Source organism: Haloechinothrix sp. LS1_15 (assembly GCF_033042135.1).
GTDB lineage: Bacteria > Actinomycetota > Actinomycetes > Mycobacteriales > Pseudonocardiaceae > Haloechinothrix.
The window spans coordinates 20,529-40,144 of the sequence record NZ_WBXM01000009.1 but is presented as its reverse complement, the minus strand read 5'-3'; the positions used below and the strand labels follow the sequence as shown (position 1 = coordinate 40,144).

Below are 19,616 nucleotides of genomic sequence, written 5' to 3'. Positions count from 1 at the left end.
CTCTACCCGCAGCCAGCAGGGGATCGTTAGGGAGGCGGGATGGATGGGCAGGACAGCGCGCGGCACGGCGGCACGCACCGGGTGCAGTCCCTGGTAAGGGGGCTCGCGGTGATCACGGCGTTCGGGGAGCACGCGCCGGAGCTCACCCTCAGCGAGGTCGCGCGCGCCACCGGGCTGACGAGGGCGGCGGCACGGCGATTCCTGCTGACGTTGTCCGATCTCGGTTACGTGCGGAGCGATGGGCGGTACTTCTCGCTGACCGCGAAAGTGCTCGAGCTCGGCTACTCGTACCTGTCCAGCATGTCGCTGCCCGAGGTGGCGCAACCGCACCTGGAACGGCTGTCGACCGAGGTCGGCGAGTCGAGCTCGGTGTCGGTGCTGGACGGCACCGATATCGTCTATGTTGCCCGCGTCGCGGTTTCCCGGATCATGACGGTGGCCATCAACGTGGGAACCCGCTTTCCCGCCCACGCGACCTCGATGGGGCACGTGCTGCTCGCCGGGCTCGACGAGCGGGCACTGCGGGAGTACCTGGAGGTCGCCCCGCTCGAGCGGATCACACCCCACACCATCACCAGGCCCGAGGCGTTGCGCGCGGAGCTGACCACCGTCCGCGATCAGGGGTGGGCGCTGGTGGACCAGGAGCTGGAGGAGGGGCTGCGTTCGCTAGCCGCCCCGATCCGCGGCCGGGGCGGTGCGGTGGTGGCCGCGGTCAACGTCTCCAGCCACGCAAGCAGGGCCTCGCTGGAGTCGATGCGGCAGACCATGCTGCCCCGGCTGCGGGACTGCGCCGCCCGCATCGAGGCCGACCTGGCTGTCACCGCCTCCGCGCACCGGCACCCGGCGGGCAGCTGAGCCGGTAGCTGCCCGCCGGGTGCCGCGCGTACTATGCCCGCCAGGCCGCGCCCCTGAGCAACCGCATCCCGTTGAGCGCGACGATCACCGTCGAGCCTTCGTGGAAGGCCACCGCCAACGGCAGCGGCAACGGCGCGAACAGCGGCCAGCTCACCAGGGCGACGATGAACGAACCCGCGATCACCAGGTTCGCGATCACGAACCGGCGGGCACGCTGGGACAGCCGCACCACGGCGGGCAGCGTCGTCAGGTCGTCGCGCACGGTGACGGCGTCGGCGGTTTCCAGCGTGAGATCGGCACCGCCACGTCCCATCGCGACCGCGGCCGAGGCCACTGCCATGGCAGGCGCGTCGTTGACGCCGTCGCCGACGACGAGCACCCGCTGGCCGCGCGTCTCCCGTTCGCGCACGAGCTCGACCTTGTCCTCGGGGAGCAGTCCCGCGTGGACCTCGCCGATTCCCGCGTCGGCGGCCACCCGGCGTGCCGCGGCCTCGCTGTCCCCGGTGAGCAGGATCGGCCTCGCGCCGGTCAGCTCGGCGAGCCGGGTCACCACCTGGCGCGCGTGCGGGCGGAGCCGGTCGGCAAGGCCGAGCAGCCCGGCAGGTACACCGTCGACGAGTACCACGACCGCAGTATGTCCGGCGCTGGAGAGCTCGTCCGCGACAGCGCCCGCCCGGCGCGACAGCGCGGCGTCACCGGCGGGAAGCAGCCGTGCGGGGTTGCCGACCTCGACTCGGTGACCGTCGACGGTGGCGCGTATCCCGTAGCCCGGGACGGCCTGGAACTCTGTCGCGGGCGGCAGCGGGTGGTTCTGATCATCGTCCTGCTCGCGGGCAGCGGTGACCACCGCACGCCCCAGCGGGTGCTCGCTCGGGTACTCGGCCGCGGCCGTCAGCCGCACCAGCTCCGCGGCGTCGAACCCGGCACCCGGCAACGTGCGCACCTCTGCCACCCGGGGTGTGCCCTCGGTCAGCGTGCCGGTCTTGTCGAAGGCCACGGTGGTCGCCGCGCCGAGCTGTTCCATGACGACGGCGGACTTGACGAGCACGCCGTGCCTGCCGGACGTGGCGATCGCCGACAGCAGCGGGGGCATGGTCGACAGCACCACGGCGCACGGTGAGGCCACGATCATGAACGTCATCGCGCGGAGCAGGGTGGACTGTAGTTCCGCGCCGAAGGCGAGCGGGACGAAGAACAGCGCCAGCGTCGCGACGACCACCCCGATCGAGTAGCGCTGCTCGATACGCTCGATGAACAGCTGGGTCTTGGCCTTGGTCGCCGAAGCCTCCTCCACCAGGGCTACGATCCGCGCGACCACGCTGTCCGAGGCCGCTGCCGAGACCCGCACCCGCACGGTGCCCGTGCCGTTGAGGGTGCCCGCGAACACCTCGTCGCCGGGGGATTTCGCCACGGGGAGCGGTTCACCGGTGATCGAGGACTGGTCGATGTCGCTGGCGCCTGCCACGATCTCGCCGTCAGCGCCTACCCGCTCGCCGGGCCGGACCAGGATGAGCTCGCCCGCGACGAGGGAATCCGCGTCCACGGTTTCCTCGGTGCCATCGGCGGCCAGCCGGGTGGCGCGTTCGGGTGCCATGTCGAGCAGGCTGGTGACGGAATCGGCGGTGCGCTGGGTGGCGAGCGTCTCCAGCGCTCCGGAGACGGCGAAGATCACGATCAGCAACGCGCCGTCGAGGACATGGCCGATGGCGGCCGCGCCGATCGCGGCCACCACCATCAGCAGGTCGATGTCCAGCGTCCGCTCCCGCAGCGCCCGCAGCCCGGCGAGGCCGGGTTGCCAACCCCCCGCGGCGTAGCAGGCCAGGTACAGCGCCCACGACACGCCCTCCGGCGCCCCGGTGAACTGCGCGAGGAGGCCGGCGCCGAACAGCACGACGGCCGCCGTGGCCCAGCGAACCTCGCTCAGCGCGAACGCGCGCGTGCGGCGGGAGTGCAGTGCCCGCCTGGCCGTGTCGTCGGTGGCGGGCCGCGTGCCGGATCGGATATCGGGTGGGGCGTCGGGAACGGTGGGTGCCACCGGGTACCTCCAGGCTGTGCCGTGTTCGCGATAGTGCGCTCGAAAGAATATAGGATCATATGAAGAATTATTCAATAGTGAGACATGTGGCTACCCGGCAGGCTGATAGCATTGCCGCGTGGGTCACGGAGTGGAGGGGCGCCAGGCACCGGCAGCCGAGCTGGACGCCGAGAGCGCGGTCACGGTAGCGGCCACGCTGCAAGCACTGGCGACGCCGAGCAGGCTACTGATCCTCACCAGGCTCCGGAAAGGACCGTGCCCGGTGGGGGAGCTGGCGCAAGCGGTGGAGATGGAGCAGTCGGCCGTCTCGCACCAGCTCCGGCTGCTGCGCGCGCTCGGCCTGGTGTCGAGCAGGCGCTCGGGGCGCAGCATCGTCTACAGCCTCTACGACGACCACGTGGCGCAACTACTGGACGAGGCGGTTTACCACATCGAGCACCTGGGCCTGCAGGCCGAGGACGCGCCGAGCGAGACGGCGTAACCCTTCGCGGTAGGTCAGCCGAACCAGGGTGGCTCGTTGCCCGGCTTCCACTTGATGTTGCAGCCGACGCTGGGCAGCTGCTCGCGCTCGATCGGGGAGCCGTTCAGCAAGGCCTTGACGGCATTGTCCAGTTCCTCCCCGGTGACCGGCTGTTCGTTGCCCGGGGTCGCCCCGTCGAAACGTCCCCTGTAGACCAGCCGACGCCCCGAGTCGAACAGGAAGAAGTCCGGGGTGCATGCCGCGCGATACGCCAGTGCCACCGACTGGTTCGGGTCGGAGACGTACGGGAAGGTCCAGTTCCACTGCGCCGCGTACTCGACCATCCTCTCCGGCCGGTCCTCGGGGTGGGAGTCGGTGTCGTTGCTGTTGATGCCGATCACCGAGACACCCGACTCGATCCAGCGCGCCGCGGCCGTACCGAAAGGTACGGCGATGTGCTGTACGAACGGGCAGTGGTTACACAGGAACGCGACGAGCGTGCCGTGTTCGCCTGCCACCGCGTCGAGCGACCAGATCTTGCCCGAGGGGTCGGGCAGGGCGAAGTCCGGGGCATGGGTACCTAGCGGAAGCATGGTGGATTCGACAGCAGCCATGGTGTTCACGGTACCGTGCCGCGCGCCCTGATGGGTGGTACGGATCCGGCGGGCCGCGTCGAGGTCGGCTGGCGTGTCGATGTCCGCGGGTGTGCCTGCGTCGTCGCACACCACGGAGGTGACTGCGCCGGGGTGAGCGCGCAGGTAGGCACGCGCACCGGTGTCGCCGTGGGCATACGAGCACACCTGCCGCCACACCGAACGGTCGAGCAGCACAGGATTGCGCGTCACTCCCCAGTAGCTCGCGGCGGCGACCACAGCACCCCTGGCGTGCGCCTCGCGCAGCCGGATCAGCGCGGTCGCCCCGACCAGTGGCTGGTCGACGAGGGTGACGATCGCCCCCTGCACCCCACTCGGTAGCGAGTCGAGACCGGCGCGCAGCGAGGTGGACAGCCCGCGTTGCCATTCCCGGTTGATCACCGGAGTGGCTCCCCGCAGCGCGGCGGTATCCAGCACCTGTTCGGCGGCCGCGCCGAGCACCACGTGCACCGGCGAGCATCCCGCGCGCAGCAGCGTGTCGACGCCCCGCTCGACGAGCAGCGAGCCGTCCAGCTCGACAAGGGCTTTCGGCGAGCCGAGGCGGCTGCCTCGCCCGGCGGCGAGCAGCACCCCCGCGACGCGCGGCTCGCTCATCGGCGCCCGTCCACGCGGATACCGTCGAAGGCGATCCGCGCCACGGCATCGGCCAGCTCGGCGGCGTCGGCGTCTCCCCGCGGCTTATACCACTCGATGATCGAGTTGACCATCCCGAACAGCAAGCGCGCGGTGGTGGCCGGTTCCACGTCCGGCCGGACGTCCCCTTCTTCCTCCGCCTGCCGGACCAGTTCACTGACGATACGGTCGAACTCACGCCTGCGGGACAGCGCCGCGCGCTCGGTGGCGGTGTTACCGCGCACCCGCAGGAGCAACGTGACGAACGGCAGCTCGTCGATCAGTACCCGCACGCTGCCCCTGACGAGGTGTTCCAGCCGGTCGATGGCGCGCTCGCCCGCCCGGCTCGCCTCGTCGGCCACGCCGAACAGCTCGTCGAGGGCACGGCCGGTGGCCAGCCGCAGCAGCTCTTCCTTGCTGTCGACGTGGTAGTAGATGGCGGACTTGGTGATGCCGAGTTTGCGGCCCAGGTCCTCCATGCTGGTGCCGTCGTAGCCGCGCTCGTTGAACAGCGTGACGGCGATGTGCAGCAAGGTCTCCTTGTCGTAGCCGGGGCGGCCGCGTCGCCTGGCCTGCTCGGCATGGTCCCGCCCGCCGCGGCTGCCCGGCCTGCCCGGCGTGCCCGGCCTGCCCGGCGTGCGCTGGCTGTCGCTTGCTGTCGCCATGAGGTGCAGTCTCGCAGACGTGGCCGGTCGATCGTGGTAGGAGCCGCCGTCAGCCCGCCGGACCTGGCTGCTCGACGATGCGGCTGTGACCGCGGAACTCGGCGACGACCTCGGCGCCTGCCTGCGTGCTCCGGTGGACGGTGACGTCGTAGATACCGTTGCGCCCGAAGGTGGTGCGCTCGGCTGCGGTGGCCACGAGGAGGTCGCCGCGCCGCGCGGCGGCCACGAAGGTGATCTCTGCGGCTGCCGCCACGGTCACCGGGCCGTGGCTGTTGCATGCGCAGGCGAACGCGGTGTCGGCGAGCAGGAAGACGTAGCCGCCGTGTGCGATGTCGTGGCCGTTGACCATCGCCTGGCGCACCGCCATGCGGGCGACCGCCCGGCCCCGCTCGGCTTCCACCAGCTCGATACCGAGCGCTTGGGACGCCGTGTCCACGTCGAACATGGCGTGTGCGGCGTTACGTGACACGTCACCCATCCCGTGATGACCGAACGGACGGTTGTGCATCGATGTCGCCAGTGAACGGGCAAGCCGGTCGCGGTGTCAAGACGCACGCTCGTCGACGATGCGGCGGACCTTGCCGAGCGACCGTTCGAGGGTTTCCGGGTCGACCACGTCGACCTCGGCTGTGACCCCGACGTGCTCCTTGATCAGCGAGGCGAGCTCGGTGGCAGCGTCCCCACGCCGCTCGGATGGGCAGCCGGGGCGCGCCTCCACCCGCACGGTCATGTGATCGGAGCGGTTGCGAGTGGACAGCACGAGCTGGAAATGCGGCGCGAGACCGTCGGTGCGCAGCAGCAGCTCCTCCACCTGGGTGGGGAACACGTTCACCCCGCGGAGGATGATCATGTCGTCCGAGCGTCCCGTCACCTTCTCCATGCGGCGCATCGCCGGGCGGGCCGTGCCGGGCAGCAGCCGGGTGAGATCCCTGGTGCGGTAGCGGATGACCGGCATCGCCTGCTTGGTGAGCGAGGTGAACAGCAGTTCGCCGTGCTCGCCCTCGGGTAATGCTCGCCCCTCGAAGGGGTCGATGACCTCCGGGTAGAAGTGGTCCTCCCAGATGTGCAGCCCGTCCTTGGTCGCCACGCATTCCTGCGCCACGCCAGGGCCGATGACCTCGGACAGCCCGTAGATGTCGACGGCATCGATGCCCGCGCGCGCCTCGATCTCGGTCCGCATCTCCTCGGTCCACGGCTCGGCGCCGAAGATCCCCACCTCGAGCGAGCTCGCCCTTGGGTCGATGCCCTGCCGCTCGAACTCGTCGAGCAGCGTGAGCATGTAGGAGGGGGTGACCATGATGATCCCGGGGCGGAAGTCGGTGATGAGCTGCACCTGTCTGGCGGTCATCCCGCCGGAGGCGGGCACGACCGTGCAGCCGAGCCGCTCGGCGCCGTAGTGCGCGCCGAGCCCGCCGGTGAACAGGCCGTAGCCGTAGGACACGTGTACCAGCTGGCCCGGATCGCCACCAGCCGCGCGGATGGAGCGGGCGACAACCTCGGCCCAGGTGTCGACATCGGCTTCGGTGTAGCCGACCACGGTGGGCTTGCCCGTCGTGCCGCTGGAGGCGTGGATGCGGCGCAGCTGCGTGCGCGGCACGGCGAACATCCCGAAGGGGTAGGTCTCGCGCAGGTCGTGTTTGGTGGTGTACGGGAACCGGGTGAGGTCCTCCAGCGAGCGGCAGTCTTCGGGGTGCACCCGTGCCTCGTCGAACTTCCGGCGGTAGATCGGCACGTTCTCATAGGCGTGCTTGAGTGTCCACTGGAGACGTCGCAGTTGCAGATCGCGTAACTCTTCGATGCCGAGGAGTTCCGCATCGTCCAGCCGCACAGGTCTGCCCGCTGCCGTGGTCACGATCCCACCACCTCGATACTGACCGGTTGGACGGTTATCGGTGTGCGGTCCAGTAAAGAATCGGCCCTTACCGGTGTCAAGGGGTGGTTCGCCCACCGCGCCCGTGGTGTCGCTCGAACTCGGTCTTGGCCCGCCCGTGGGCACCGCGCTAGGATGAATTACTGAACAGGCGGTCGGTAAATCTGGGAGTGATGGCGCGATGGCAGGCGAAGCGGCGGAGTTGCTGCGTCACTATGTCGCGGACCGGTGGCAGACGCCCGAAGATGAGGGCACGCCGCTGCACCATGCCGCGACAGGAGAGGAGATCGCGCGGGTATCGGTCGCGGGCATCGATCGGGCGGCTGCGCTGGACCACGGCCGCCGGGTCGGGAGTCCCTCGCTGCGCGCGTTGACCTTTCATCAGCGTGCCGCGTTGCTGAAGGCGCTCGGCTCGTACCTGCGGGAACACCGGGACGCCCTCTACGAGCTGTCCATCCCGACAGGGGCGACGAGGGGCGATGCTATGGTCGATGTGGACGGTGGCATCGGGGTGCTGCTTGGCTATGCCAGCAAGGCGAAGCGGGAGCTGCCCAACGACACCGTCTATGTCGACGGCCCCGTCGAACAACTGGGCAAGGGCGGCACCTTTCTCGGCCAGCACATCGCCACTCCGCTCCATGGCGTGGCCGTGCAGATCAACGCATTCAACTTCCCCGTATGGGGGCCGCTGGAGAAGCTGGCGCCCGCCTTCCTCGCTGGCATGCCGACACTGATCAAACCTGCCAGCCCGACCGCATACCTGACCGCGCGGCTGGTGGAGCTGATCGCCGAATCCGGGCTGCTTCCCGACGGTGCCGTGCAGCTGATCTGTGGCCCGACCGGTGACCTGTTGGAGCACCTGACACCGCAGGACATGGTGTCGTTCACCGGCTCGGCCGCGACCGCGCAGAAGGTCCGTAGCCACCCGGCCGTGGTGCGCAACGCGGTGCGGTGCAATGTCGAGGCGGACTCGCTGAACCTGTCCGTGCTCGGGCCCGACGCCGAACCCGGAACCAGCGAGTTCGACCTGTACGTCAAGCAGCTGGTGACCGAGATGACCGTCAAGGCTGGCCAGAAGTGCACCGCGATCCGCAGGGCGCTGGTGCCCGCTTGGCACATCGACGCGGTCGCCGAGGCCGCGGCCGAGCGGCTGAGCCGGATCACGGTCGGCCACCCTGCCGATACCGACGTGCGAATGGGGCCGCTGGTCAGTCTTGAGCAGCGGGACGAGGTACGTCGCTCGCTGAAGGCGCTGCTCGACGCGGGCAGCGTGGTCGCGGGCGACCCGGAGTCGGTTGAGGTCATCGGCGCCGACGCCGATCGTGGGGCGTTCGTCTCGCCCGTGCTGCTCCGGGCCGACGACCCGGATCGCGCCGAGCCACACCAGGTGGAGGCCTTCGGCCCGGTCGCCACACTGATCCCGTACACCGCAACCGAGCGGGCGATCGAGCTCGCCGCGCGCGGTGAGGGTAGCCTCGCGGGCTCGGTGGTGACCGCGGATACCGGGTTCGCCCGCGACATGGTGCTCGGCGTCGCGCCGTGGCACGGGCGCCTGCTGGTGCTCGACGACACCGACGCAGGCGAGTCCACAGGGCACGGCTCGCCGCTGCCCGCGCTGGTGCACGGCGGACCCGGACGCGCGGGAGGCGGCGAGGAGCTCGGCGGGATGCGCGCCGTACTCCACCACATGCAGCGCACCGCGGTGCAGAGCAGCCCGGAGGTGTTGCGGGCGGTGACCGGTCGGTGGGTGCCGGGAGCGGCGCGCTCGGTCACCGAGGTCCACCCGTTCCGCAAGTCGCTGGCCGAACTGCGGGTCGGAGACACCGTCATCGGTGGCCCGCGTGAGGTGACGGCAGGCGACATCGCCCACTTCGCCGAGTTCACCGGCGACACCTTTTACGCGCACACCGACGAGGCCGCGGCCTCGGCGAACCCGCTGTTCGGCGGCATCGTCGCGCACGGCTACCTGGTGGTCTCGCTCGCGGCAGGCCTGTTCGTCGACCCCGATCCCGGTCCGGTGCTGGCCAACTACGGGCTGGAGAACCTGCGGTTCCTCACGCCCGTCAAGCCGGGGGACGCGCTGACCGTGACGATGACCTGCAAGCAGATCATCCCGCGCACCGACGCCGATTACGGCGAGGTGCGCTGGGACGTCGACGTCACCAACCAGGACGAGGCCTCGGTCGCCAAGTATGACGTGCTCACGCTCGTCGCCAAGGAGATCGGCTCATGACCACGACACAGCAGGAAGCCGAACTGGAACGCCACTTCGACGAGACCATCCGCCGGGACCAGCGGATCGAGCCCCGGGATTGGATGCCGGACGGGTACCGGAAGACCCTCGTCCGGCAGGTCGCGCAGCACGCGCACTCGGAGATCATCGGGATGCAGCCGGAAGGCAACTGGATCACCAGGGCTCCTTCCCTGCGGCGCAAGGCGATCCTGCTGGCGAAAGTGCAGGACGAGGCGGGCCACGGGCTGTACCTGTACGCGGCGGCCGAGACCCTCGGTGCCGACAGGGACGAGATGACCGGCAAGTTGCTGTCCGGGGGGCAGAAGTACTCGTCGATCTTCAACTACCCGACGTTGAGCTTCGCCGACGTCGGCGTGATCGGGTGGCTGGTCGACGGGGCCGCGATCTGCAACCAGGTGCCGCTGTGCCGCAGCTCCTACGGTCCCTACGCGCGAGCGATGATCCGCATCTGCAAAGAGGAGTCGTTCCACCAGCGGCAGGGTTACGAGCTGCTGCTGGCCATGATGCGCGGTACCGACGAGCAGCGGCGGATGGTCCAGGACGCCACGGACCGCTGGTGGTGGCCGTCGCTGATGATGTTCGGGCCACCGGATCACGACTCGCCGAACACGGCGCGATCGATGGCGTGGAAGATCAAGCGCCACACCAACGACGAGCTGCGGCAGCGGTTCGTGGACATGACCGTGCCGCAGGCGGAGGCGCTCGGCGTGACCCTGCCCGACCCGGAGTTGCGCTGGAACCCCGAGCGCGGCCACTACGACTTCGGCGAGATCGACTGGGACGAGTTCAAGCAGGTGCTGGCGGGCAACGGCCCGTGCAACGCCCAGCGGATCGCTCACCGCCGCGCCGCCCACGAGGGCGGTGCGTGGGTGCGCGAGGCTGCGGCGGCTTATGCCGCAAAGCAGGCGGCACGGGCACGAGGGGAGGCGGCATGACCGAGCAGCGACCAGTCGGGCGGCCTGCTGGGCAGGAACAGCACACGCCGTTGCCGCTGTACGAGGTGTTCGTGCGCAGCAAGCGCGGGCTCAACCACGTCCACGTCGGCTCGCTGAGGGCCGCCGACGCCGAGATGGCACTGCGGCACGCGCGCGACCTGTACACCAGGCGCAACGAGGGGGTGAGCATCTGGGTGGTGCCCGCCGCGGAGATCACCGCGTCCAGCCCCGACGAGAAGGACCCGTTCTTCGCTCCCAGCGGGGACAAGGTCTACCGGCACCCCACCTTCTACTCGATCCCCGAGCACGTGCCGCACATCTAGCGAGGTAGCAGGCGATGGCATTCGACAACGCCTACGAGGCGATCACCGAACAGAACGACGCGCGGTGGGCGTTCGGTACGGGCTTCGACGACCCGTTGGCCGCAACGAGCGTCACCGACACCGCGATCCCGGCCGGCATAGCCCCTGACGACCTGGTCACCTACTGCCTGATGCTGGCCGACGACGCGCTGGTGCTGTCGCACCGGCTGCAGGAGTGGTGCACCCACGCGCCGGACCTGGAGGAGGAGGTGGCGCTGGCCAACATCGCGTTGGACCTGCTCGGACAGGCACGGCTGCTCTACAGCAGGGCGGGGCAGGTGGACGGCTACGGGCGGGGCGAGGACGAGCTGGCGTTCTTCCGCGCCGAGCACGAGTTCGGCAACGTGCGGCTGGTCGAACCCAGGCTCGGCGACTTCGCGCGGTTGATCGTCACCCTGCTGGTGTTCGCCACCTGGCGGCTCGCCCTGCTGCAGCGGTTGTCCGGCTCGGCCGATCCGGTGCTGGCGGCGATCGCGGCCAAGGGTGTCAAGGAGGTCACCTACCACCGCGACTACGCGGCGAGCTGGGCCGTGCGGCTGGGCGACGGCACCGACTACTCGCACGCCCGCGCGGCAGAAGCGGCGGAGGCCGTCTGGCCGCTGGTCGACGAGTTGTTCTCGACGCATCCGGTGGAACAGCGGGCGGCGGCGGCCGGGGTCGGTGTCGACCCGGCTACGGTGGCAGAGGAGTGTGCTTCGGTGCTGCGGACCGTGCTGACCACTGCCACGCTGTCGGTGCCGGAGGTGGCGCCGCTGTCCGGCGTCGCCGGTCGCGCGGGACGGCACGGCGTGCACACCGAGACGATGGGTTACCTGCTGGCCGAGCTGCAGAGTGTGGCCCGCGCACACCCGGAGGCGACATGGTGACCACCAGCCAGCACACCGGAACCACCGGGCACGCCCGGGCGGTGGCCGAGCAGGTCACCGATCCCGAGCTACCCATGCTCACCCTTGCCGACCTCGGCATCCTGCGGGAGGTCTCGGTACGCGGGAATGCGGTGCGAGTGACGATCACCCCCACCTACTCGGGGTGCCCCGCGCTGGAGACCATGCGAGCCGACCTGGTGGCCGCGCTGACCGGCGCAGGCTACTCCGAAGTGGACGTGCGGACCGTGCTCGACCCGCCGTGGACCACGGACTGGATCAGCGAGCGCGGGCGGCGCAAACTCACGGAGGCGGGGATCGCGCCGCCCGGCCCCGCTGACGGGCACGGTGGTGGGCACGGTGATGGGCCGGTGCCACTGACCCTGCACGCCCCCGCGCCGCGTGTGCCGTGCCCGCGGTGCGGTTCGGTGGACACGCGTGAGCTGTCGCGGTTCGGCGCCACGGCGTGCAAGGCGCTGTGGCAGTGCCGCGCGTGCCGTGAGCCGTTCGAACGTGTCAAGGAGATCTAGAGAGGTTCGTGGTCGTGTCCACCCGCCTGGAGTTCCACGCCCTGACGGTGAGCCACGTCGAGCGGCTGACCGAAGACGCAGCCGCAGTGACGTTCGATGTGCCCGGCGAACTGGCCAAGGCGTACGCGTTCGCTCCCGGCCAGTCGGTGGTGCTGCGCCGTGTCGTCGATGGGGTGGAGCAGCGCCGCAACTACTCGATCTGTGCAGCGGCCGGGCAGCCGTTGCGGATCGGGGTTCGGGAGATCACCGGCGGGGTGTTCTCCACGTGGCTGGTGCGGCAGGTCCGGCCGGGCGACGAGATCGAGGTGTCCACGCCGACCGGCTCGTTCACCCCGGACGGCACCGTCGGTGCGCACCACGTGCTCATCCTGGCGGGGGCGGGCATCACGCCAGGCCTGTCGATCGCGGCCTCGGTGCTGGCTGACGGGCGGAGCACGGTGACGCTGCTCTACGGCAACCGGCGGACCGGGACGGTGATGTTCGCCGACGAGCTGGCCGACCTCAAGGACCGTTACCCGGAGCGGCTGGAGCTGGTGCACGTGCTCTCCAGGGAACCGCGGGAATCCGAGCTGTTCACCGGCAGGCTCGACGGGAACAAGCTGCGCACCCTGCTGCCGTTGCTGCTGCGGATCGGCGCGGCGGACGACTGGTGGCTGTGCGGACCGTTCGGTATGGTCACCGAGGCCGATACGGTGCTGACCGAGCTGGGCGTGGATCGCGAGCGGATCCACCACGAGCTGTTCTACGTCGGCGACAGTCCACCGGAGCCGGAACGGCACCGGGAACCGACCGTGACCGGTGCCAGCAGCGAGGTCACCGTGATCCTCGATGGTAAGTCGACCACGGCGGAGCTCTCGCGGGAGCAGCCGATCCTCGACGGCGCGCAGCGGATGCGCCCCGACCTGCCGTTCGCGTGCAAGGGCGGGGTGTGCGGCACCTGCCGCGCTCGCATCACCGAGGGCAAGGGCCACATGCGCCGCAACTTCGCCCTCGAACAATCCGAAGTGGATGACGGTTTCGTGCTGACCTGCCAGACACTACCGGAGTCCGAGCGGCTGACTGTGGACTACGACGCGTAGCGACCCGCCCGGGGGCTGAACGTGACGTTCGTGCCCTCTACGGCACTGGACGTCACGTTCAGCCCCTCCCCCAGAGGCAGGGCGGGGGACCGGAAGGCTCGGCGGGAGTCCGGTCCCCCGCTTCGGTGGTGATCAGCCGCTCGCTACGCCGCGGCGGGCGCGCACCTGGTGTGCGGCTGTCACGAGGTTCCGCAGCGCGGGCTCGACCTCGTCGTATCCACGGGTCTTGAGTCCGCAGTCGGGGTTGACCCACAGCCGCTGGCCGGACACCGCGTTCAGCGCCAGCTCCAGCTGCTCGCTCACCTTGTCCACGTCCGGCACCTGCGGCGAGTGGATGTCATACACCCCCGGTCCCACACCACGGGCGAAGCCAGCGGCGTCGAGGTCGTCGAGCACCTCCATGCGCGACCGCGCCGCCTCGATGCTGGTGACATCGGCGTCGATGGCGTCGATCGCGGGCAGGATGTCGCCGAACTCCGAGTAGCACATGTGCGTGTGGATCTGTGTCGCATCCGAGATCCCCGACGTGGCCAGCCGGAACGACTCCACAGCCCAGTCGAAATAGGCTTTGTGCTCGGCCGAACGCAGCGGGAGCAGCTCCCGCAACGCGGGTTCGTCCACCTGGATCACCCGGATCCCTGCCGATTCCAGGTCGTGCACCTCGTCGCGGATCGCCAGTGCCACCTGCCTGGCGGTCTCGGCCATCGGCTGGTCGTCCCGGACGAACGACCAGGCCAGGATCGTCACAGGGCCGGTGAGCATGCCCTTGACCGGCCTGTCGGTCAACGATTGCGCGTACGAGGTCCAGTCGACCGTCATCGCGCTCGGACGGGAGACGTCGCCGTACAGTACGGGCGGCCGGACGCACCGCGACCCGTAAGACTGGACCCAGCCGTACTCGGTCGCCGCGAATCCCTCCAGCTGCTCCGCGAAGTACTGCACCATGTCGTTGCGCTCGGGCTCACCGTGGACGAGCACGTCGATCCCGAGATCCTCCTGCAACCTGATCACGCGCTCGATCTCGGCGCGCATGGCGCTACGGTACTCCTCCTCGGTGATCCTGCCCGCACGGTAGGCGGCGCGGGTCTTGCGCACCTCGCTGGTCTGTGGGAAGGAACCGATCGTGGTGCTCGGCAGTTCCGGTAGTCCCAGTGCGGCCTGCTGCGCCTTGGCCCGCTCGGCGTAGTCACTCCTGCGGCTGTGCTCCGGCCGGAGCGCTTCCAGCCGTGCCCGCACCCGGTGCTGGCGCAGGTCGGTGGCGTTCGCGCGATCGGTGGCCGCCGCGCGGGCGGAGGCGAGCCGATCGGCCACCGCGTCGGTGCCCTCGCGCAGCGCGGTGCCGAGCAGCACCACCTCGTCCACCTTTTGCCTGGCGAATGCCAACCAGGAGCGCAACCGCTCGCCGAGGTGGGTCTCGGCGTTCACGTCGTACGGCACGTGCAGCAGCGAGCACGATGTCGACACGCCGACATGCCGAGCGGATCCGAGGAAAGTGGCTGCTTTGGACAGCGCGGCGTCCACATCGGTACGCCAGATATTGCGCCCGTCGACGACACCGGCGACGATTTCCTTTTCCTGCACGCCGGACACCGATGCGAGCCGGTCCACGGCGGACGGGTGCGACACCAGGTCGACGGCCAGTGCCTCGATCGGGGAACGCGCCAGTACGCCGAGCGCATCACCCAAGTCGCCGAAGTACCCTGCTGTCATGATCGCGGGCCGGTGTTGTAGCTCCCCCAGCGCCTGGTATGCGCGGGCCAGCGCCTCGAGCTCCGCATCGGTCCGGTCTGCCGCGTAAGCTGGCTCGTCCAGCTGGACCCACTCCACGCCCTCGTCGTGCAGCGTGCGCAGCAGCTCGGCGTAAGCCTGGAGCAACGGCTCCAACAACCGTAGCGACTCGAAGTCATCCGGGGTTCCGTCGGCGGGCTTGGCCAGCAGCAGGAACGTCAGCGGCCCCACAAGCACCGGTCGGGTGGTGATACCGAGCGCCCTGGCTTCCCGGTACTCGTCGAGCGGCTTGCCGCCTGCCACAGAGAACCTGGTCTCTGGCCCGAGTTCAGGCACCAGATAGTGGTAGTTGGTGTCGAACCACTTGGTCATCTCCATCGGGGGCGCGTCGGGTGCGCCGCGTGCCGCCGCGAAGTACGTGTCGAGTTCCGACAGGCCCAGCCTGGTGAAGCGCTCCGGCAGTGCGCCGAACAGCGCGGCCGTATCGAGTACCTGGTCGTAGTACGAGAAGGTGTTCGACGGCACGCTGTCTAGGCCCGCTTCGGCCAGTTCCCGCCAGGTGTCCTGCCGCAGCTTGCGCCCGGTGGTCACCAGCTCGGATTCGTCGATCCGGCCGGACCAGTACCCCTCCAGCGCACGCTTGAGTTCGCGGTCGGGACCGATCCTGGGATAGCCGAGAACAGTCGTGCCGATTCGGGTTCGTTGACTCATCGCTCTCTCCCTCGCGAGCTCGTCGGATGAGCCCGAGCATGGCGGGGATGAAGCGGGAGCGCACGCGCGGCACACCTGGGGCCGCTCGAGTCGCCGCGCCCACCCTCGAGGCTCGGACTCGCGCTCGCCGGTTGGCGAGCGCACCACGGGCAGGTCTTCGGACTCGTGGGCGATGGCCGGATCGGCCTGGCCTACTGGCCGTCGCTTCCCGGAGGACCCCTCCAGTGCTTTTACCTCGACCGGTGTCAAGGTGACGGCGTTCGTTCCCACTCACCGCTGCGGGGCAGTCCCGGATTCGCACCGGGTTCCCTGTTGCCTCCCCTCCCGGCGGCACAACGGCTGGTTGCCGTCACCCCGGAAGGAGAACCAGTGGCAAGACCGAGCGTAACAGCAGGAGCCGGTCCCGCGACCCCGTACAGGGGTGACCTGCAGCACCCCGCAGACCCTGTTATCGAACGGCACGGGTGTACAACGAACGGGCAACGAAATCGGTGAACGGTCGGCGTAGTCGATCAACGGGAGAATACTGGGGCCTACCGTGATGCGGTCACATCGAGCGCGTGTGGCCAGTAGTGACAAATGGTGTTTCCGGAATTCGGTCGCCCCTGCGATGGCCGGGTGGCCATTGCAGAGGCATCGAGCGACGGAGGAAAATCGAACGTAGTGACACAACGGCACAGCACGGAAGCGAACAACGCTGTACGGTGCGCGAACGCGCGAGATCGCCGCTGTTCGCCACGTCCCCGACGGACATAGAGGTGATTCGTGGCCACCATACGTGCCGAAGGGCTCTACAAGATATTCGGTCGCAAGGCCGAACAAGCGTTACGTCTGCTGGAGGACGGCGCCGATAGGGAAGAGGTTCTGCGTCTCGGTGTGACACCGGCTGTCGTCGATGCCTCCTTCGAAGTCAAGGAAGGCGAGATATTCGTCGTCATGGGACTGTCCGGGTCGGGCAAGTCCACGCTGATCAGGATGCTCAACGGGCTGTGGGAACCGACCGCGGGCCACGTTCACATCGACGACGTCGACATCGCACGCATCGGGTCCAAGCGGTTACGGCAGGTGCGCAAGGACAAGATCGGCATGGTCTTCCAGCACTTCGCACTGTTGCCGCATCGGACGGTGGTGGAGAACGCCGCCTACGCGCTGGACATCCAGGGAATGGGCAAACGAGAACGGTTCGACCGTGCCGCCGAAGCCCTCAAGATGGTGGGCCTCGGCGGTTGGGAGGAAAAGTTCCCGGCACAGTTGTCGGGAGGTATGAAGCAGCGTGTCGGCCTGGCACGGGCGCTGGCCTCCGGCAGCGACGTGATGCTCATGGACGAGGCGTTCTCGGCGCTGGACCCGCTGATCCGGCGCGAGATGCAGGACCAGCTCATCGAACTGCAGGCGCGTCTCGGTAAGACCATCGTGTTCATCACCCACGACCTGAACGAGGCCATGCGGCTCGGCGATCGCATCGCGATGATGCGCGAGGGTCGTATCGTGCAGATCGGCACCGCCGAGGAGGTGCTCAACGACCCGGCCACCGACTACGTGGCGCAGTTCGTCGCCGACGTCGACCGCACCCGGGTGCTGACCGCCGAGAGCATCATGGAACCGGCGCAAGCCGTCATCGGCGCGGGCACCGGACCCCGCACGGCCCTGCGCACCATGCGCGAGTACCAGGTCGGGTTCGCCTTCGTGGCAGCGAGGGACCGCACCTTCCGTGGCACGGTGCGCGACGAGGACGTGGCGGTGGCAACCAACCGGGGAGACAGCTCCCTCGACAACATCCTGGACCCAGCCGCGATCGCGGTGCACAGGGACACGCTGCTGGCCGACCTGTTCGGCCCGGCCTGCGAATCCTCGGCACCGCTTGCGGTGGTGGACGACGAGCACAGGCTGGTCGGTGTCATCCCGCGGGTGACTCTGCTCGCGGCCATGGCCAGCGCGGCGACCGATGGGACCGAGGCACCGCAGCACGGCGAGTCTGGTGACGCGTCCGGCCCGGACGCCGACACCGCGGCCACCTACGAGGGGAGTGGACGCTGATGCGCATCGGTGAGTTCGACCTGCTCGAACCGCGGCTCCGGCTGGGCGACGCGGTGGAGGCCGCGTTCGACTGGTTCACCGACACCTTCCGCACCGCGCTCGACGGGGTCAGCGCGGCGTTGACGGGCGCGTACAACCTGCTGACCGACATCTTGTTGCTGGCACCGTTCTACGTCGTGATCGTGATCCTCGCGGTGTTGGCGCTGGTGGTCCGCTCCTGGCGGTTCGCCTTGTTCACGATGGCGAGCTTCTACCTCATCGTCGCGATGGACCAGTGGTACACCGCCATGCACACGCTGTCGCTTGTGCTGGTGGCCGCGGCGGTGGCGGTGGCGCTGTCGATTCCGCTGGGCATACTGGCGGCCAAATCGAACACGTTCGAGGGAATCATCCGACCGGTCCTCGATTTCATGCAGACGATGCCGCCACTGGTGTACCTGATCCCGGCGCTGGCCGCGTTCGGGGTCGGGGTGACCGGTGGCATCGTGGCGACGGTGATCTTCGCGATGCCGCCGGGGGTGCGGTTCACCAACCTCGCCATCCGGCAGGTGGATACCGAGGTGGTCGAGGCGGGCCAGGCGTTCGGTGCCTCGCCCCGCCGGATCCTGCGGCAAATCCAGCTACCGCTGGCACTGCCGACGATCATGGCCGGTATCAACCAGGTGATCATGCTCTCGCTGTCCATGGTCGTGCTCGCCGCGTTCGTCGGGGCCGCAGGTCTCGGTGGCGAGGTCATCAACGCGCTGATGCGGCTCGACGTTCCGCAGGGCGCTGAGGCGGGGTTGGCCGTGGTGATCCTGGCGATTTACCTCGATCGGATGGTGGCAGCGCTCGCGGACCGCGCTCCCGTTGTCCGCGCCTCTAGGGTCAGGACCTGACAGCCGAGGAGGCCGGCCAGGGGGAACAGGGTGTCAGTATAGAAGGAATAACCGGAACGAAGTGAGGAGTGTGGAGAGACGATGCGCCGATCCAGATTGTTCGGTGCGACCTCGGCGTTGCTCGCCGGTGCGCTCGTGCTGTCGGCATGCGCCCCGGACGACGAGAACGACGTGGCCGAGCCCGAGGAAGAAGAGGAAGTCGAGGAGGTTGACTGGGGCGAGTGCGACACCCGTGAGGGTGCGGCCGCGATCCCCGACCCCGACGGCACCGGCGAGGACGAGACCGAGGTGACTATCGGGATCTTCAGCGGATGGGACGAGTCCTATGCCTCAGTTCACCTGTTCGAGCACGTTCTCGAGGACATGGGCTACACGGTGGACACCACCGAGCTGGAGGCCGGCGCAACCTACACCGGTGTCGCCCGCGGTGACATCGACTTCACCACGGACGGCTGGCTCCCGGTAACCCACGAGCACTACCTCGAGGAACACGGCGACAACATGGAAAGCCTCGGGTGCTGGTACGACAACGCGAAGCTCACCTTCGCGGTGAACGAGGACGCCCCGATCGATTCCATCGACGAGCTCGCCGAGCACGCCGATGAGTTCGATAACCGGATCGTGGGAATCGAGCCGGGCGCCGGGCTGACCTCGACCACCGAGGAAGAAGTCATCCCGACCTACGGTCTGGAGGAGATGGAGTTTCTGACGTCCTCCACCCCGGCGATGCTGTCCGAGCTGCAGAGCTCCATCGAGGCCGACGAGAACGTCGTGGTGACGCTGTGGCACCCGCACTGGGCCTACGATGCCTTCCCCATCCGTGACCTGGAGGACCCCGAGGGCACTCTGGGTGAGACCGAGATCATCTACAACTTCGGTCGTGACGGTTTCGAGGAGGACTACCCGAACCTGGCGCAGATGGTGCGCAACTTCGTGATGGAGCCGGATGAGCTCGCCGAGCTCGAGCGGATCATGTTCAGCGAGGACGAGTACGACGGCGATGACCACGAGGCAGCCGTCGCCGACTGGCTGGAGGACAACCCCGAGTTCGTCGAGGACCTCAAGGCCGGAACCCTGTAACCCCCCGGT

General features: G+C 68.9%; 17 protein-coding genes and 1 riboswitch. Of the genes, 11 read left to right on the top strand and 6 right to left on the bottom strand.

The genetic code is table 11. From position 1 onward, the window contains the following. Positions 1-39 precede the first annotated feature (39 nt). Positions 40-855, top strand: a complete 816-nt coding sequence (locus F8178_RS14615) for an IclR family transcriptional regulator (RefSeq protein WP_317495345.1) — start codon at positions 40-42, stop codon at positions 853-855. 31 nt (positions 856-886) lie between these two features. On the opposite strand, the gene F8178_RS14610 is transcribed toward F8178_RS14615, so the two are convergent. Further along, a complete protein-coding gene (locus F8178_RS14610; RefSeq protein WP_396345597.1) occupies positions 887-2,857 on the bottom strand; it encodes a heavy metal translocating P-type ATPase in 1,971 nt (656 codons plus the stop codon). Positions 2,858-3,008: 151 nt separating this feature from the next. On the opposite strand from F8178_RS14610, the gene F8178_RS14605 reads away from it, so the two are divergent. Continuing rightward, positions 3,009-3,371, top strand: a complete 363-nt coding sequence (locus tag F8178_RS14605; protein WP_317495344.1) for a metalloregulator ArsR/SmtB family transcription factor — start codon at positions 3,009-3,011, stop codon at positions 3,369-3,371. A 14-nt stretch (positions 3,372-3,385) separates the two neighbouring features. On the opposite strand, the gene F8178_RS14600 is transcribed toward F8178_RS14605, so the two are convergent. The 4 genes from F8178_RS14600 to paaK all read right to left on the bottom strand — a co-directional run bounded on the left by F8178_RS14600 (position 3,386) and on the right by paaK (position 7,132). After that, entirely contained in the window at positions 3,386-4,597 is a 1,212-nt protein-coding gene (locus tag F8178_RS14600; RefSeq protein WP_317495343.1) for an NTP transferase domain-containing protein, read from the bottom strand. Further along, the gene (locus tag F8178_RS14595) at positions 4,594-5,280 is read right to left on the bottom strand and encodes a TetR/AcrR family transcriptional regulator (RefSeq protein WP_317495342.1); all 687 of its coding nucleotides are present in this window, start codon (positions 5,278-5,280) and stop codon (positions 4,594-4,596) included. Before F8178_RS14595 ends, F8178_RS14600 begins: the two co-directional genes overlap by 4 nt. Before the next feature lie 49 nt (positions 5,281-5,329). Beyond that, positions 5,330-5,725 (bottom strand): hydroxyphenylacetyl-CoA thioesterase PaaI, encoded by a 396-nt coding sequence (gene paaI, locus F8178_RS14590; protein ID WP_317495470.1) that lies wholly within the window; start codon positions 5,723-5,725, stop codon positions 5,330-5,332. Between the two features lie 99 nt (positions 5,726-5,824). Beyond that, positions 5,825-7,132 carry a phenylacetate--CoA ligase PaaK gene (gene paaK / locus F8178_RS14585; RefSeq protein ID WP_317495341.1) on the bottom strand — a complete coding sequence of 436 codons (1,308 nt, stop codon included), beginning with the start codon at positions 7,130-7,132 and terminating at the stop codon, positions 5,825-5,827. A 199-nt stretch (positions 7,133-7,331) separates the two neighbouring features. Here paaK and paaZ point away from each other — a divergent pair, with 199 nt between their 5' ends. Genes paaZ through paaE form a run of 6 tightly spaced genes read left to right on the top strand, consistent with a single transcriptional unit; the run spans position 7,332 to position 13,173 of the window. Continuing rightward, on the top strand, positions 7,332-9,383 hold the full coding sequence (gene paaZ, locus F8178_RS14580; protein ID WP_317495340.1) for a phenylacetic acid degradation bifunctional protein PaaZ: 2,052 nt from the start codon (positions 7,332-7,334) through the stop codon (positions 9,381-9,383). Continuing rightward, positions 9,380-10,339, top strand: a complete 960-nt coding sequence (gene paaA, locus F8178_RS14575; protein ID WP_317495339.1) for a 1,2-phenylacetyl-CoA epoxidase subunit PaaA — start codon at positions 9,380-9,382, stop codon at positions 10,337-10,339. The genes paaZ and paaA overlap by 4 nt, the downstream gene beginning before the upstream one ends. Beyond that, complete coding sequence (gene paaB, locus F8178_RS14570; RefSeq protein WP_317495338.1) at positions 10,336-10,662, top strand: 1,2-phenylacetyl-CoA epoxidase subunit PaaB; 327 nt, start codon at positions 10,336-10,338, stop codon at positions 10,660-10,662. Before paaA ends, paaB begins: the two co-directional genes overlap by 4 nt. Positions 10,663-10,676: 14 nt before the next feature. Next, a complete protein-coding gene (gene paaC, locus F8178_RS14565) occupies positions 10,677-11,567 on the top strand; it encodes a 1,2-phenylacetyl-CoA epoxidase subunit PaaC (protein ID WP_317495337.1) in 891 nt (296 codons plus the stop codon). Further along, positions 11,561-12,094, top strand: coding sequence for a 1,2-phenylacetyl-CoA epoxidase subunit PaaD (gene paaD, locus F8178_RS14560; protein ID WP_317495336.1), 534 nt, complete (start codon positions 11,561-11,563; stop codon positions 12,092-12,094). The genes paaC and paaD overlap by 7 nt, the downstream gene beginning before the upstream one ends. An 8-nt stretch (positions 12,095-12,102) precedes the next feature. Then, on the top strand, positions 12,103-13,173 hold the full coding sequence (paaE, locus tag F8178_RS14555) for a 1,2-phenylacetyl-CoA epoxidase subunit PaaE (protein ID WP_396345558.1): 1,071 nt from the start codon (positions 12,103-12,105) through the stop codon (positions 13,171-13,173). Positions 13,174-13,305: 132 nt separating this feature from the next. On the opposite strand, the gene metE is transcribed toward paaE, so the two are convergent. Beyond that, positions 13,306-15,612: a 5-methyltetrahydropteroyltriglutamate--homocysteine S-methyltransferase gene (gene metE / locus F8178_RS14550; protein ID WP_317495334.1), complete on the bottom strand. Its 2,307-nt coding sequence runs from the start codon at positions 15,610-15,612 to the stop codon at positions 13,306-13,308. Positions 15,613-15,763: 151 nt separating this feature from the next. Continuing rightward, positions 15,764-15,926: riboswitch (cobalamin riboswitch) on the bottom strand. 451 nt (positions 15,927-16,377) lie between these two features. On the opposite strand from metE, the gene F8178_RS14545 reads away from it, so the two are divergent. The 3 genes from F8178_RS14545 (at position 16,378) to F8178_RS14535 (ending at position 19,607) form a co-directional block, all read left to right on the top strand. Then, entirely contained in the window at positions 16,378-17,649 is a 1,272-nt protein-coding gene (locus tag F8178_RS14545; RefSeq protein ID WP_317495333.1) for a glycine betaine/L-proline ABC transporter ATP-binding protein, read from the top strand. Then, positions 17,649-18,527, top strand: coding sequence for an ABC transporter permease subunit (locus F8178_RS14540; protein ID WP_317495332.1), 879 nt, complete (start codon positions 17,649-17,651; stop codon positions 18,525-18,527). The genes F8178_RS14545 and F8178_RS14540 overlap by 1 nt, the downstream gene beginning before the upstream one ends. Before the next feature lie 81 nt (positions 18,528-18,608). Then, positions 18,609-19,607 carry a glycine betaine ABC transporter substrate-binding protein gene (locus F8178_RS14535; protein ID WP_317495331.1) on the top strand — a complete coding sequence of 333 codons (999 nt, stop codon included), beginning with the start codon at positions 18,609-18,611 and terminating at the stop codon, positions 19,605-19,607. Positions 19,608-19,616 lie beyond the last annotated feature (9 nt).